The organism is Paenarthrobacter sp. MSM-2-10-13, from assembly GCF_011605365.1.
In the GTDB taxonomy this organism is placed as follows: domain Bacteria; phylum Actinomycetota; class Actinomycetes; order Actinomycetales; family Micrococcaceae; genus Arthrobacter.
The window spans coordinates 21,512-35,692 of record NZ_JAAOXO010000018.1 but is presented as its reverse complement, the minus strand read 5'-3'; the positions used below and the strand labels follow the sequence as shown (position 1 = coordinate 35,692).

The 14,181-nt window shown below is 61.9% G+C and carries 11 protein-coding genes; 5 read left to right on the top strand and 6 right to left on the bottom strand.

The annotated features are described in order from the left end of the window. Positions 1 to 193 precede the first annotated feature (193 nt). The 4 genes from ppc to HAV21_RS21860 form a co-directional block, all read right to left on the bottom strand. On the bottom strand, positions 194 to 2,992 hold the full coding sequence (gene ppc, locus HAV21_RS21875; protein WP_166843152.1) for a phosphoenolpyruvate carboxylase: 2,799 nt from the start codon (positions 2,990 to 2,992) through the stop codon (positions 194 to 196). A 114-nt stretch (positions 2,993 to 3,106) separates the two neighbouring features. After that, positions 3,107 to 3,427, bottom strand: coding sequence for a hypothetical protein (locus tag HAV21_RS21870; RefSeq protein WP_142936670.1), 321 nt, complete (start codon positions 3,425 to 3,427; stop codon positions 3,107 to 3,109). 60 nt (positions 3,428 to 3,487) lie between these two features. Then, positions 3,488 to 4,417: an ATP-grasp domain-containing protein gene (locus HAV21_RS21865; protein WP_166843151.1), complete on the bottom strand. Its 930-nt coding sequence runs from the start codon at positions 4,415 to 4,417 to the stop codon at positions 3,488 to 3,490. Positions 4,418 to 4,590: 173 nt separating this feature from the next. Continuing rightward, positions 4,591 to 6,216 (bottom strand): sigma-70 family RNA polymerase sigma factor, encoded by a 1,626-nt coding sequence (locus HAV21_RS21860; RefSeq protein ID WP_243753424.1) that lies wholly within the window; start codon positions 6,214 to 6,216, stop codon positions 4,591 to 4,593. 152 nt (positions 6,217 to 6,368) lie between these two features. Between HAV21_RS21860 and HAV21_RS21855 the strand changes: the two genes are divergently transcribed. From HAV21_RS21855 to HAV21_RS21845, 3 genes are all read left to right on the top strand, one after another. After that, the gene (locus HAV21_RS21855; protein WP_166843150.1) at positions 6,369 to 7,124 is read left to right on the top strand and encodes a hypothetical protein; all 756 of its coding nucleotides are present in this window, start codon (positions 6,369 to 6,371) and stop codon (positions 7,122 to 7,124) included. 106 nt (positions 7,125 to 7,230) lie between these two features. Continuing rightward, positions 7,231 to 8,538: an Ig-like domain-containing protein gene (locus tag HAV21_RS21850; protein WP_166843149.1), complete on the top strand. Its 1,308-nt coding sequence runs from the start codon at positions 7,231 to 7,233 to the stop codon at positions 8,536 to 8,538. 242 nt (positions 8,539 to 8,780) lie between these two features. After that, on the top strand, positions 8,781 to 9,608 hold the full coding sequence (locus HAV21_RS21845) for a DUF1684 domain-containing protein (RefSeq protein ID WP_166843148.1): 828 nt from the start codon (positions 8,781 to 8,783) through the stop codon (positions 9,606 to 9,608). A gap of 11 nt (positions 9,609 to 9,619) precedes the next feature. Here the strand turns inward: HAV21_RS21845 and HAV21_RS21840 are convergent, their stop codons facing one another. Both HAV21_RS21840 and HAV21_RS21835 read right to left on the bottom strand, forming a co-directional pair. After that, positions 9,620 to 10,882: an acyl-CoA dehydrogenase family protein gene (locus HAV21_RS21840; RefSeq protein WP_166843153.1), complete on the bottom strand. Its 1,263-nt coding sequence runs from the start codon at positions 10,880 to 10,882 to the stop codon at positions 9,620 to 9,622. After that, the gene (locus tag HAV21_RS21835; RefSeq protein WP_166843147.1) at positions 10,882 to 11,679 is read right to left on the bottom strand and encodes an SDR family NAD(P)-dependent oxidoreductase; all 798 of its coding nucleotides are present in this window, start codon (positions 11,677 to 11,679) and stop codon (positions 10,882 to 10,884) included. Before HAV21_RS21835 ends, HAV21_RS21840 begins: the two co-directional genes overlap by 1 nt. Positions 11,680 to 11,770: 91 nt before the next feature. Here HAV21_RS21835 and HAV21_RS21830 point away from each other — a divergent pair, with 91 nt between their 5' ends. Both HAV21_RS21830 and HAV21_RS21825 read left to right on the top strand, forming a co-directional pair. Continuing rightward, positions 11,771 to 12,955, top strand: coding sequence for a glycoside hydrolase family 76 protein (locus tag HAV21_RS21830; RefSeq protein WP_166843146.1), 1,185 nt, complete (start codon positions 11,771 to 11,773; stop codon positions 12,953 to 12,955). A 175-nt stretch (positions 12,956 to 13,130) separates the two neighbouring features. Further along, positions 13,131 to 14,180, top strand: a complete 1,050-nt coding sequence (locus HAV21_RS21825) for an iron ABC transporter substrate-binding protein (RefSeq protein WP_142936677.1) — start codon at positions 13,131 to 13,133, stop codon at positions 14,178 to 14,180. The last annotated feature ends 1 nt before the right edge of the window (position 14,181 follow it).

Sequence of the window (14,181 nt, the reverse complement as noted above, 5' to 3'; positions counted from 1 at the left end):
GAACGATCCGAGGACAACACCAGCTGCACAGCTTCCTCACGGAAAGCCGCATCATATTTTCTTCTAGGACCAGTCATTCTGAAGTCGATCTCCCATCAACCTGTCTCAGAAAACCATACGGCCGCAGGAGGGATCGCTCTCTCACCAGATGAGAGAGCGATCCTGAAAAACCCGCGGGATGTGAGAGAGGGTGCTAGCCGGTGTTGCGCAGGCCGGCGGCCACACCGTTGACGGTGATGAGCATGGCCCGCTGAAGGCGCTCGTCAATCTCGGCTCCGGACACCTGTTCCTCGCGGACGCGCCGAAGGAGCTCCACCTGAAGGTAGCTGATCGGGTCCAGGTATTGGTCGCGGATTTCGAGTGAACGCTTCAACGTGGGCTGGGCGTCGAGGAGCTCGATCTCACCGGTCAGCCTCTCGATTTCTGCCACCGTGAGTTCGTACTCATCACGGATCATGTGGAACAGACGGTGCAGCTCCTCCGGGACCAAGGAGGACACGTAATGACCGGCAATCTCCATATCTGTCTTGGCCAGGGTCATTTCCACATTGGAGATCACCGAGCGGAAGAAGTGCCAGCGATCCATCATTTCAAGGAGCTGATCGGTGTTGCCTGCCTCGCGGGCAGCCTTTAGGCCTGAGCCCACACCGAACCAACCCGGAACGATCTGCCGGGACTGGGTCCAGCCGAAAACCCACGGGATGGCCCGAAGACCGCCGAGTCCGGCTCCGGAGTCCGGGCGCTTGGACGGGCGTGATCCAATATTCAACGAACCCAGTTGCTCCACAGGGGTGGAAGCGAGGAAGTAAGCCGGAAGATCAGGATCATCAATCAACGCGCGGTAGCGGTCGAACGCTGCGTCGGAGATGATCTCCATGACGTTTGCGTAGCGCTCGCGCTCGTCCTCGGAAGTGCGCGGAGTCCGGTGCAAGGCCGAGCCCTGCATGACCGCAGCCAAGGACAGCTCAAGGTTTTCGCGTGCCAGCTCGGGCAGGGAGTACTTATCCGAAATGACCTCACCCTGCTCGGTGAACTTGATCTCGCCCTCAAGCACGCCGTTCGGCTGGGCCATGATGGCATCGTAGGTGGGCCCGCCACCGCGGCCTACCGAACCACCACGGCCATGGAACAAGCGGACACGAACACCATGCTTGGCTGCTACATCGCGCAGCTTGCGCTGGGTCTTGTGGATCTCCCACTGGCTGGTCATCACACCGGATTCCTTATTGGAATCCGAGTAGCCCAGCATGATCTCCTGGACATCGCCGCGAAGGCGGACAAGTTCCCGGTAGGAGGGATCGGACAGCAACTGGTCCACGATCTCAGCCGAAGCACGGAGCTCTTCCACTGTTTCCAGCAGCGGGGCAAAGCCGATCTTGGCGTGCGGCTTGGCGCCGAAGAGGTCAATCAAGCCGGCTTCGCGCGCCAGGACCGCTGCAGCAAGAACATCATCGGCACCGCGGGTCATGGAAATGATGTAGGTTTCCACGACGTCCGGGCCGTAGGTGTGCAGGGCTTGGCGGATACTCCGGAAAACGTCGTAGGTACCGTCCGCAGTGCCCTCAAGCTTGATCGGGTGTCCGGAAAGAGGACGGCGCGAAGCCAGCTCCGCACCCAAGTAAGCGAAGCGTTCCTCACGCGTCAACTCGCTGTAGGGCTTCTGCGTGCCGAGCCGGTCCACCAGCTGGCCAACAGCATCGTGGTGGTAATCGGCGTGCTCACGGATGTCCAAGGTTGCCAAGTGCAGACCAAAAGCGGCGATTGCCCGGCGGACCCGGGCCAGGGCGCCATCTGCAACCAAACCGGCGGAGTGGTTGCGCAGCGAGGCCTCAAGCAACCCAAACTCCGCAAGCAGCTCGGGAGTGGTTGCGTAGTCGCGGCCCGGCTCGTGATACGTCGACGCTGAAATACGTCGGCCAGTGTTGATGAGCTTGGCCTTGATGCAGGTCAGTTTGAGCCTGTACGGCTCTTGGGCATTCAGTTCAAGGATGCGCTTATCCAGGCCGGGGAGGTTCTTCAGATCAGTCGCGATCGAGTCCAGCAGTTCCTGGTCGGCCCCAAAAAGAGCGGTCGAGTTGGAAAGTACCGAGATGAGTTCGTCGATCAAGGCAATGCTGATGCGGACAGCATTCTGGTTCTGCAGCTGCAGGATCTCCCGGGTGACGGCGGCGGTAACGTTCGGGTTGCCGTCGCGGTCACCACCGATCCACGAACCAAACTTCAGGGGTGCGGCAGCGGCCGGCAGGGAGACCCCGTGCTCAGCCAAAAGCTCTGAAAGGTCCGTCAACATCTCCGGCATGGCGTCGGTAAGGATGCTGTTCAGGTAATAGATGGCATTCCGGGCCTCATCCACAGGAGTGGGACGCACTTGCCGGAGCTCGTCGGTCTGCCACATTTGATCAATGATCTCGGCGAGTTGGCGGTCCTGACGGCGCCGCGCTGAGGTCCCCTCCGTGGTGGGCTCGGCCAGAACGTCCGAGAGCTTGCGGACTTTGTCCAGTACGGAGCGGCGTGAGGCCTCGGTGGGGTGTGCCGTGAAGATGGGGCGGACGTCCAGTTCATTGATCACGTCCTGCAAAACCTGAGGACCAGCTTGGCCGGCGATCTCTGAGACCGCTTTTGCCAGCCAACCGTCCTTTTCCTGCCGGGTGCGCAATCCACGGACGCGGTGGACCTGCTCGGCAGCGTTGCTGAGGTGAAAATAGAACGCAAAGGCGCGGACCAAGTCAGTAGCCTGGTCAAGCGGCAGGGAGGCAAGCAACTCGCGGACCTGGGCGACGACGTCGTGCGCGCTCCATGGGCCGGTAGCGTCCGCGCCGCCTCGGGCTGCTTCCTTGGACTCCTTGGTCAGCAGCCGCACCTGCTCCACGAGTTGGAGCAGCTCCGGACCATGTTGTCTTACCAGGGACTCGCCGAGAAGCGTGGAAACGCGGCGTACGTCGGCCCGCAGTTCAGCAGCGAGATCGGTGTCTTGATGGGCAGTGTGAACCATAGATACTTACCTTCGGGGATCTGGTTGGCCCGTACACTGCGCTGGATACTGTGAGCCGGATTACTTGTTCCTACGGGATCTTACCCGCACCTAACTCAACAAAAGGAATGCGTCTCAGATTTTAACGTCGCCTTCTGCCGGCTTCTGGACAGGCCTGGGTAAGACTACTTTTCCACCGAAAACATCCCGGCCCTCCGAACCCGGGCCCGCGGACAGAGACTCGTGCCGGCGCTGCCTCATCTCTTCTATGGCTGCTGCCGCTTCCATCCGGGTAGGTGCACCCGTGGCCGGTTCAATCATGGACAACACACTGCCCAGGGTGCCGGTTGCTCCTTTTGACGGAACGCCCCTCTGCACCAGCCGCGTGCCGGCCCAGAACGATCCCACAATGAGTGCCAGGCTGACCACGGCCGGAACCACTGTCTCAATCCCCATGCAATGAGGGTACGCCCCGGGCGAAAGGGAACACAGACCGGGCCTCACGGAGACCAGGCCTCACGCGAACTCTTCCAAAGGGTGGTCCTGCTTGCACAGCTCCAAAACCGTATCCAACACCCCAGGCGCAAGGGCACTGAACATGCCAAAACGCGCCTCCACTTCCAATACTGCCGGCTTGCCGTCCTGCAGGCGCTTGATATCCACGCTGAATGGTCCGGTCAGCCCAAGGGCGGCAGCAGATGAACCCGCCACCACCGCAACGTCAGAGTCCGAGGGCGCTTGAGCCTTCCGGACACGAACTGTGGGCGAACCATCCTCCTTGGCTGCCTCTCTGAGCGTTCTCTCCAACACAACCAGGACATCACCCGGCCCGGTGAGTTGTCCGTGGCGAAAGCCTTGCGCAGCGTACTCGGTACCCGGTGCAAACCGTTGGACCATCCAGGAATCGTCCAGGCTTGCCCAAATACGGGCAGCCCGCGCACCGGAGTCGGACGTTCGCCCCAGCAACCGGATGCCGCGTCCGTTGCGTGAAATGCGAGGTTTCACCACCAGCGGGCCGCCCAATATATCCATGGCATCATGCACAGACCCGAGTGCGCTGGGCAGGCCGAATCGGGGAACGCTCACACCCGCACCCGCAAGGCAGGTCATGGTGAGGTATTTGTCGTGAGCCCTCCTCACCGGCGCAGGATCGGCGATCACCACACGAACTCCCGGCGCGAAATCGTCGCGGGCTTCAGAAAAGACGACCAGCTCGGCACTCATGGTGGGAATGAGGATTTCGATCCCATGGCCCGCCACCAGGCCCCGCAACTCCCAAAGGTAACCGCGGGTATTCGAAGGTGAAACGACCGCCACACCATCGGCCGCCCCGCAACGGGCAGGAATCTCGTCCACCCCCAGCACCCAATGGCCCTTTGCCTTGAGCTGCCGGACCAAGGACGAGCCAGCCGGGTTGGCAATGCCTGTCACCAGGACACGCGACATCAGAGCGTTCCCACACCAAGGTAGGGCACGGAAGGATCCACCACACGGCTGTGGGTTTCTGTCTTCATTTCTCACCTTTATGGATAGAGCACGCCACCCGCTACCGGGCCTTGCCGATGGATGAGTGCACCGGGGCGAAGGATCATGACGCAACCCGCACTGCGATATTGGAATCAGTACACGGCAGAGAACCTTTTGGAAGCCAACCCCGGTCCGCTCAGCGTGTAGGTAAGAACTCTTTCGCCTCTTTTGACGTCGTCCTTGCCACGCTTGAGGCCGGCTCCGATCTGAAACCGAAGATCAGCGCGCTGCACCGAGTTAGTGGAACAACTCACCACACTCCGGCTCTCGAACGAGCAGATCCAGCCATCCGGGGCACGAATTGAGTCTTCCACCACCAACGAATGCTTCCCCACGGAGAACACCGCCGTCGCGCTCCCCAAGGAACTTCCTCCGGAGACCCGGAAGTCAATTTCCAGGACCTTGCGCTCGGAATCTTCCTCCCCGGCCTCGCGCGCCGAGCCATCCACAACCGCTGGAGCAGTCAACGACGGAACAGCCAAAGGCGAGGCAGACGGTGTGGTGACCGGGAGTGGAGCAGGGGACGGCGCGATCGGCGGTTCCGCCGGGATCTGCGGCACGGGGTTCTCCACAATAGGATTCTCGTTTGCGGGCAGCCCTTCAACGGATGGCACGTCACCCGGTGGTGGCGCCTGCGGCGGCGCCGGTGTTGAAGAAACGGCCGGTGTTGTAGAAACGGGAGTCGGCGCGCTCGTTGGGGAAGGGGCTGGAATCACCGGAGCCTTTTCTGACGGAGCCACAACGGATTCCACGGCCCGCTTCTCCATATAGGCGTCCGGAGTCAGGTGGTCAACTATGCCCACAGCCCCCAGCACAAGTCCTACGGCAGCTGCTGCGATGACAGCCATGAGCACCGGTTGGGCTAGGGCGGGGACCGCAACGGCCGCGTTGGCGGGCACCATGCCACCCACAACTCCGAGCCCCGCCCCTTTGCCCGCCCACAGCGCGGCCGGGATCCCTGTCACCAACGGCAGCAGGACAGCCCTCATGCTCCCCTGAACGTCTTTCAGCTCCGCAAGGGCCGCGGTGCACGATGGGCAGCCGTTAAGATGCTCACGGATCCTGCGCCCGGTGGCATGGGAGACCCCACCACGGATGTAGTTGCCTAGCTTCGAGGCGTACTCAGCGCATTTAGTGTCAGCCTGCTCCGCTATGTGGTACTGCAGGTACTGCCTCCTCAGGCCCTCACGGGCGCGAAGAGCGAGTGCAGAAACGGCATTGGCTGAGAGACCCAGAACCGGTGCCACAGCTGCGGGTTTCATGCGTTCGACGTCCAAGTACCACAGCACAGCCTGCCACCGTTCAGGCAGGGCCCGGAATGCTTTGGCCACTGTGTGCGATTCAAAGGCGCTGATTGCTGCGTCCGAGTCCACCAAGGTTTGGTCCAGGACGGCATGGTCACTACTGGGCAGGACCTTGCCGGCTTTCCGATTACGTTGGTGGGACAATCGGGCAACCGTGGAGAGCAAGTACGCCCTAAAGAAGGTGTCCGGCCCTTTCCCCGAGATGAGGCTTTGCAGGACCGCCTGGAATGCCTCAGCCACTACGTCCTCGGCGTCACTTTGGTTGTCCACGTTGCGTCTGGCGACGCTGGAGGCAACGGACACATGGCGCTCGTAGAGTCCGTCGAAGGCAGACATGTCTCCATTGCGGACCAAATCAATGAGTTGTCCGTCGTCGACGCTGGTTTTGTTGCTCGCATGTGACGTGCGTGCCATTTATGGCACCCCCAAACCGTAGAGAACCCTGCCCATATCTATGGAGTGTGGGTACCGCCCGAGTCGTGACGCCAGTTTGTAAAAAGTCTTTAGCAACCATGTTCGAGGCACTCCCTTCGTCACGAATCGGCTCTTCTGCGCACTGTTGGGATATGACATCGTTCCGGACAAAATCACCTGCCGAACGCACGTTTTCACAGCACCACTTGCTGCGCAGATGGCGGACTGCCAGTTACCAAAGGGGTTGGCGGTTCCGAGCGGATTGGTACGTTCCGGAAGTCCGGACAGTCGTCATTCCCCTGGCAAGCGGGGCAGTAGTTCCCGCCCCCGCGGCGAAATTACTGGGAGCTGCGCGCGCCAGGAACGGTGTCAGCATCAGAGAGACCCTGAACGACTTCCTCGCCCTGTTCACTGCCGCGGATCAGGCCCTGGACGTCGATGCCCTCCTCTCAATCGCGGAGGGCTGGGCGGAGGTAGCAGAAACAGCCCCCACCATCTCCTGCACCGACGTTTACACGGGACTGGCCACCCAGGCCCACTTCCAACGAAGGGTCCACGATGTATCCGCGTTCGGTGCGGAGGGGCCGGGTTCCCACGCACTGGCCATCATCGCGCTGCCCCGGCCCCGCGATAGCCGCACGCATGGTTGGACATTGTTGGCCCGGCTGGGGGACGCAGTGAAGGCCGCACTGCAAGGAACCGGAGCGACGGCAATGTATCAAAATTCCGCCATTCACGTCCTCTTTTCCGTCAGCGAAAGCAACCTTTCCCGGCTGATGGCGTGCAAGGCAGTTCTGGAAGCTCTCGACGACGGCAGCCTCTACCCTGCCCGCATGAAGTTCTACCCGCTTTCCCGGGCGGAGGCCACGGCTGCCACCACCTCAACTGCCGCGCGGGACTCGTCCTGAAAGCCGGATTTGGCCGAAATCCGTTCTGCAGCGTAACGAACCACTCCCGGCGAACACTCACCTTGTGACGGAATACATCCCAAGGACTCAAAGGACCCACCCACTAATGAACAAGCAGATCCATCCAAGAACCGCCTCACTGGTGGCTGCCTTTCTGGCCGCTGTCATGGCCATCCTGGGCCTGGGGCTCTCGGCCCTGCCAGCGAGTGCTGAGGAGATCCCGGGAGCGGAGATCACCCTCAGTACCGGTTCCACAGTCACCGGGCAATGGGACCAAGTGGATCTATCCTGCACCTGGTCCGTCCCGGATAACTCACAGCCCGGGGACACTTTCACTTTGCAGCTTCCCCCCGAACTGCGGTGGTTTGGCGCTGCAACTTTTGACCTGAACACTCCTGATGGCCAGACCGTAGCAACAGCTGCGGCCAACGATGCCGGCCGTGTGGTCTTCACGCTCACCGACTTCGTCGCCCTGCATCCACTCAATGTGGGCGGTACCTGCTCTTTTGCCACTCAGTACTCCGTGGCTCCGGCAACGGGCGAAACCAAGGAACTTAGCTTCGTGTTCGGTGACAGCGTGATTCGCGTCCCGGTGCAGATTGAACCGTGCACTGAGAACTGCCTCCCGGATGCTCCGACGACTGCCGGCAAGTCGATGTGGTGGGCGGACTCTTCCCAATCAGAACTTCAGTCAGTCCTTTACATGCCGCCCATGGTGTCAGCAACCAACGATGTTGTAGTCACCGATATCCCCTCAGCCGGCATGGTGATCGACTGCAGCCGCGTAACACCCCGCGTGGGCAAGGTAAGGGGCGAAGCAGGCAACATCATTGAACCCTTCGACAATGAGCAGTACCCCGCGAGTATTGAATGCACCCCTCAGTCGCTGACGGTCTCCTGGACCGGCCTTCCCAAAGGCGAACACGTGGAGCTCTTCGTTGTGACCAAGGTGTCTGATGCTTCCCTGGACGTTTACCAAAACAACGGGACAGTGACCATCTCAGGCGAGGAAAACCCGGTAGGGGCCCAAACACGCCGAAGCAGTGCCAGCGGAACCGGGCAAGGGACGGCTACGCCAACCCCCACAGCTACGCCAACCCCCACACCCAGCACCGCCACGGCGACCCCCACACCCGTCACACCCACACCCTCACCGAGCACCAGCACCAGCACCAGCAGCCCTGCAATTGTGGTTCTTCCAACAGAATCCACTACACCGGGGCAGACGACCCCACCGGCCCCCGGCAACCCAGCACAACCCGCCAACAACCCAGCACAGCCCGCCACTGCGGCACAGTTGGCCACCACGGGGGCGCAGGGCCAGGCGTTCGTCGTCCTGGCTGCGGCGCTTCTGGCCCTGGGATCTCTCCTCGCCTTTGCCGGTGCCCGTAAGCACAGGCGGCGCTCGCACTAGAAGGGCGATCGGGAAACGCCCTTCGGGGCAAGATGGCGACGGTGGGCCTGGGGTGCATGGTCCATCACGCCGTCCAGCAATCCCGGCTCGCGCTGGCATGGGTTTGGGGCCAGCGCGAGCCGATCCAAGGTAGTGGAGTTCTGACCCAGCTGGGCCGAATTCCGGGAATGCCCACGCCCGGCGCATAGTTGAGGCAAGTGGCAACCGCCGCGAACGGACGCGAACCCCAGCCGAGGAGAACCATGAGCTCGCCCACCACCGCAACCGATCCCCAGCTGGCCCGTTGGGAGCGGTTCCGTGCAGGTCGACATTCAGCCCTTGCCACCGCGCACGGATGGCTGACCCTCACGTCCTTCCAGTGGCTTGAGTTCCAGCCCTCCGAGGTGGAACTTGCCCCGGGCCTCTGGTCCACCGACGGCACCACAGCATTCCTCACGGCGAGCGCTGCGGATGGACTCACCGTGGTGGAAACGGGACAGCCCGTAGAGGGGACCATTACGGCGACGCTGCAGGACGAAGAGTCGCTCATGTGGGTCCAGTTTGGCGGCGACGACGGTAAGCAGGTTGTGGTGGAACTCGCCATGCGTGCGGACAAGTACGCTATCCGCACCCGCGACAACAGCTCCCCCGTGCTGACCGGTTTCGTAGGTGTTCCCACCTACGAGTACAACCCTGAGTGGGTTATCCAGGGCCGGTTCGAGGCTTACGTTGAGCCCGTGGACGTGCCCATTGGCACGGCCAACCCCTTGGTGGATGGCGTCCACCGGTCAGTGGGCGAGGTTGTCTTCCGGGTACCGGGCGTTCCTCACGAAATCCGGCTGCACGCTGAAGAGGAGAAGCTGGGTGCGCTCAACGTCACCTTCCACGATGAGACCAACGGGGAGACCACGGACGAATGGCGGAAGGTTTTCATTCCCCGGCCTCGCCCCGACGGGTCCGTGATCATTGATTTCAACCGGGCCATCAACTACCCCAGTGCTTTCACTCCGTATGGCACCTGCCCCATGCCGGTGCGGGGCAACTCTCTTGACGTTCGGGTAGAAGCGGGAGAGAAGCTCCCTCAGGAATGAGACCGGCAGTTCTAGGTGATGGCTGAAACCCCTGTCACCGCACGGCCTACGATCAGGGAGTTGATTTCGTAGGAGCCTTCATAGGTGTAGATTGCCTCGGCATCAGCGAAGATCTTGGCTATGCGGTAGTCGGTGACGATTCCGTTCCCGCCCAGGATGGACCGGCCCATGGCCACGGTCTCCCGCATCCTGGCACTGCAATAGGCCTTTGCGAGCGCCACCTGCGCCATGTCGGCCCCTCCGTGGCGCACCCCTTGGGCGTCCGTGAAGATGTCCTCCTGCAGCTGCGCTATGCGAACCATCATTCCCATACTGGCAACCGCGTTGCCGAGCATATCCACCAGGTGTTGTTGGATGAGCTGGAACTTGGCCAACGGTTTGCCGAATTGGAAGCGTTCGACGGCGTACTGCCGGGCGACGTCGAAGGCTGCCAATTGTTGGCCTACTGCTTGCCAGGCCACCATGATCCGGGACCCTCGGAGGAGGTGGTTGGTGTCCGCGAAGCTGCTGATGCCGGCGAAGCGATCGGTTTCAGCTACCTCGACGTCCTCAAAGACGATGTCGGCGTTCTGCACCGTCCGCAGGGCAATCTTGTTTTCTATGCGGCTACGGGTGATGCCGGGCAGGGTCGCGTCGACGATGAAGGCACGCACTGCTCCGTCTGTTTCGTCCTTGGCCCACACCAGCATGTAGTCGCAGAACGTCCCGTTGCCAATCCAGCGTTTGGCGCCGTTGATCACCCAGTAATCGCCGCCGTCGGAGTCTGGTCGTTCAACACGGCGGGCGGTGGTCTCCATCCCACCGGCGACGTCGGACCCGTGGTTCGGCTCTGTGAGCGCGAAGGCCCCTGTGGTGCGAAGGTTGGAGGCGTCGTCGAGGTAGCGGTCCTGTTGATGATCACTGCCGAAGTCGTAGAGCGATTCGACGAAGAGATCGTGATGGACCATGAAGAAGGTGGCGATGGAGGTGTCGACGCGGGTCATCTCAGCGATCACAAGCCCGGCAAACAGGTGTGTGTATCCTCGCTGGGCGGGGGCGCTGAGCCGGAGGGCCGCGAGTTTGGGGAGGATGTGTTCCGGGAACTCCGCTTTCTCCCACCATTGCCCGGCGTAGGGGGCGATCTCGGAGGCCAGGAATGCCCGGAGTTCGTTGAGTTTACGCTGTTCCTGGACACTGAGCAGCGATTCGAAGTCGAAGAAGTCAGCAGTGGGAAGGTCGGCTACGGAGGGCCGAGCGGACCCAACTAACCCCGGAGCGCCGCTGTAGTCGCCCATCATTTGAGGCCCATGCGGATGGCGCCGTCGAGCCGGATGGTTTCCCCGTTGAGCATGGCGTTCTCCACGATGTGGGCGGCCAGGTTTGCGTATTCCGCGGCACGGCCCAGACGGGCGGGATGCGGAACCTGCTGTCCAAGGGATTCCTGGGCCGATTGGGGAAGTCCGGCCATCATGGGTGTTTCAAAGATTCCGGGCGCAATGGTGGCCACCCGGATCAGTGAACGGGCGAATTCTCGTGCCAGGGGCAGCGTCATGGCTGCTACGGCGCCCTTGGATGCGGCGTAGGCGGGCTGGCCGATCTGGCCTTCGAAGGCGGCGACGGACGCGGTGTTGATGATGACGCCGCGCTCGGGCCCACCCAGTTCCGTGGAGATGGGCTGGGTTTCCACCATGGCTGCGGCGGCCAATCGAATCACGTTAAAGGTGCCCACGAGGTTGATCTGGATGACCTTGTTGAAGGTTTCCAGCGGCAGCACGCCATCACGGCCAAGGACTTTTCCGGGTGTGGCTATGCCTGCGCAGTTGACCACGATCCGGAGCGGCCCCAAAGCAACAGCGGCGTCGACGGCGGCCTGGACTTGGGATTCGTTGGTGACGTCTGCGGGAGCAAAGACCGCCCGCTCCCCTGCACCCGTCGCCGAGGCGTTGAGCTCGGCCGCGTAGGACTCGCCGGCTGACTGTGGCAGATCCACCAACACCACCGAGGCCCCGGCGTCGAACAGTCGTTTGGCGGTGGCAGCGCCCAAACCTGACGCGCCACCAGTAATCAGTGCAACCGTGCCCTTGATGTCCATTCATCCTCCTTGATGCAGACCCAAATCCGTTAATGCATGTTAACTGGAATTGTGGCCCGGTGCACACTATCGGCCCCGCTAGGCTAATGACATGTCCAGCCAGATCCAGCCAGCCGGGATTCCAGCACCCTCCGCCGACGCCACCGAATGGGCCAGGCGTGCCAATCAGGCTGCGCGGTCCGTGACCCGAAGCTTTGGCAGGCGCCTCCTTTTCCTGCCCGGCACCCACATCGGTGCGGTGACCTTGCCCAGCGACACCCTCAGAAGTCTCTCCGGCCCTTGGCATTACTGGTGGCAAGCGCACTACGTTGACTGCTTGGTGGATGCGGGCCGCCGCGAGCTGGCGGGCAAAACAAAGTTCGACGGCGACTCCCGCCCGAGCGCAGGACGGCTCGCCTCGCGGCTGGTCACCACCATCCGCTTGCGGAATCTCCTGAGATTCGTGAACGACTACTACGACGACATGGCGTGGCTGGCCCTGGCCACGCTTCGTTTGGAGAAGCTGGCCGAGGAGACCAAGAAGCCTGGCCGCCGGAGGAACGCCTATGTTCAAAAGTGCTTGACCTTGCAGTTCGATTCGGCCTCCACGGACCACCTTGGAGGTGGCACCTTCTGGAGCACCAAACGGGACTTCAAGAACACTCCGGCCACAGCCCCGGTGTCCCTGTACTACGCCCGGACCGGCCATACCGAGCGTGCACAGCACTTGGTGAACTGGCTAAACAGCAAGCTCCTTCACCCGGAACGGGGTCTATATCAGGATGGGCTGCGGATCAGTAACGGCGAGGTGGTGGTTGATGGGGCCATTTACACCTACAACCAGGGCCCGGTGCTGGGCGCGTTGCTGGAACTGGGCGGCGAAGAGAATCTGCGCAGGGCTGCACTGTTGGTGGACGCCGTGGAACGTGAGCTCACACTGCCCGGCACGCGAGTGATCCGCGGCGACGGCACGGGCGATGGCGGCCTTTTCACTGGCATCCTGCTCCGCTACCTGGCACTGGCCGCGCGGGACGTCAGGCTTTCAGCCACTACCCGCGAAAAGGCGACGTCTTTGGTTTACGGCACGGCAGAGGCCTTCTGGGCGGGCCGCCGTGTAATTACGGGCAGTGCCGGCAGGGGCACACCTGCGATCGTGTTCTCCTTCGAGCCCCAGCGGCCGGCGAGCGAAACATATCCGGCGGGCGCCGCCGTCGAACTTTCCACGCAGCTGCAAGGGTGGATGGCGCTTGAGGCGGCGGCGAGCATTACAAGCAACGCGAGCAGTCCCAGCAATTAGGACACGCAACACTTCCGTAATTCAGGTGATCCTCGTCACTTAATGCCGTTTCGGCTTCATAGCAAAGGTATGGCTAACCTACGCTTTTCACAGCGGGCTCCCCAACCTACCCGCCAGCACGGACCCAAGGCATTGTCCTTGCACTGCCGTGCTTGTTCCCAGAAAGTAGCCCTCCATGAAGCTCCCCAAAAACGCTCTGGCCGGAATCGCACTTCTCGCCACCGCCGCTCTTGGCCTTTCCGCCTGCGGCTCCAACGCCACCACCGCACCGGATTCCTCCGAATCCGCGGCCGCCGGCGATGGCATCACGGTCTACAACGCTCAGCACGAGAGCCTGACCAAGGAATGGATCGACGCCTTCACCAAGGAGACCGGCATCAAGGTCACCCTGCGCCAGGGCTCTGACACCGAGATGTCCAACCAGATTGTTCAGGAAGGCGCGGCCTCACCGGCGGACGTCTTCCTCACCGAAAACTCCCCTGCAATGGCGCAGGTGGAAAATGCGGGTCTGTTCGCCGACGTCGACAAAGCCACCATCGACCAGGTTCCGGCCGAGTTCCGCCCGTCCACCGGCAAGTGGACCGGGATCGCAGCCCGCTCCACCGTCCTGGTATATGACAAGAACAAGATCAGCGAAGACCAGTTGCCCACGTCCATGCTGGATCTGGCAAAGCCCGAATGGAAGGGCAAGTGGGCCGCTTCGCCGTCGGGCGCTGACTTCCAGGCCATCGTCTCGGCACTCCTTGAACTCAAGGGCGAGGCCGCAACCGAAGAGTGGCTCAAGGGCATGAAGGAAAACTTCAAGGCTTACAAGGGCAACAGCACCGCCATGAAGGCCGTCAACGCCGGCGAAGTAGACGCGGCGCTGATCTACCACTACTACTATTACGGCGACCAGGCCAAGACCGGCGAGAACTCCAAGAACGTCACGCCGTACTACTTCAAGAACCAGGACCCGGGCGCGTTCGTGTCCGTATCCGGTGGCGGCGTCCTCAAGTCTTCCAAGAAGGCAGCCGACGCCCAGGCGTTCCTGAAGTTCATCACAGGCAAGGCCGGCCAGGAGATCCTCAAGACCGGAACCTCCTTTGAGTACGCCATCGCCTCAGAGGTTGATGCCAATGAAAAGCTTGTTCCCATCAAGGACCTGCAGGCACCCACGGTGGATCCCGCCAAGCTGAACTCCACTAAGGTCACCGATCTGATGACCAAGGCAGGACTCCTGTAAT

Excerpts from the sequence above, each read along its gene's own strand:
- ppc (WP_166843152.1), bottom strand. The coding sequence starts at position 2,992 with ATGGTTCACACTGCCCATCAAGACACCGATCTCGCTGCTGAACTGCGG.
- HAV21_RS21870 (WP_142936670.1), bottom strand. The coding sequence starts at position 3,427 with ATGGGGATTGAGACAGTGGTTCCGGCCGTGGTCAGCCTGGCACTCATT.
- HAV21_RS21865 (WP_166843151.1), bottom strand. The coding sequence starts at position 4,417 with ATGTCGCGTGTCCTGGTGACAGGCATTGCCAACCCGGCTGGCTCGTCC.
- HAV21_RS21860 (WP_243753424.1), bottom strand. The coding sequence starts at position 6,216 with ATGGCACGCACGTCACATGCGAGCAACAAAACCAGCGTCGACGACGGA.
- HAV21_RS21855 (WP_166843150.1), top strand. The coding sequence starts at position 6,369 with ATGACATCGTTCCGGACAAAATCACCTGCCGAACGCACGTTTTCACAG.
- HAV21_RS21850 (WP_166843149.1), top strand. The coding sequence starts at position 7,231 with ATGAACAAGCAGATCCATCCAAGAACCGCCTCACTGGTGGCTGCCTTT.
- HAV21_RS21845 (WP_166843148.1), top strand. The coding sequence starts at position 8,781 with ATGAGCTCGCCCACCACCGCAACCGATCCCCAGCTGGCCCGTTGGGAG.
- HAV21_RS21840 (WP_166843153.1), bottom strand. The coding sequence starts at position 10,882 with ATGGGCGACTACAGCGGCGCTCCGGGGTTAGTTGGGTCCGCTCGGCCC.
- HAV21_RS21835 (WP_166843147.1), bottom strand. The coding sequence starts at position 11,679 with ATGGACATCAAGGGCACGGTTGCACTGATTACTGGTGGCGCGTCAGGT.
- HAV21_RS21830 (WP_166843146.1), top strand. The coding sequence starts at position 11,771 with ATGTCCAGCCAGATCCAGCCAGCCGGGATTCCAGCACCCTCCGCCGAC.
- HAV21_RS21825 (WP_142936677.1), top strand. The coding sequence starts at position 13,131 with ATGAAGCTCCCCAAAAACGCTCTGGCCGGAATCGCACTTCTCGCCACC.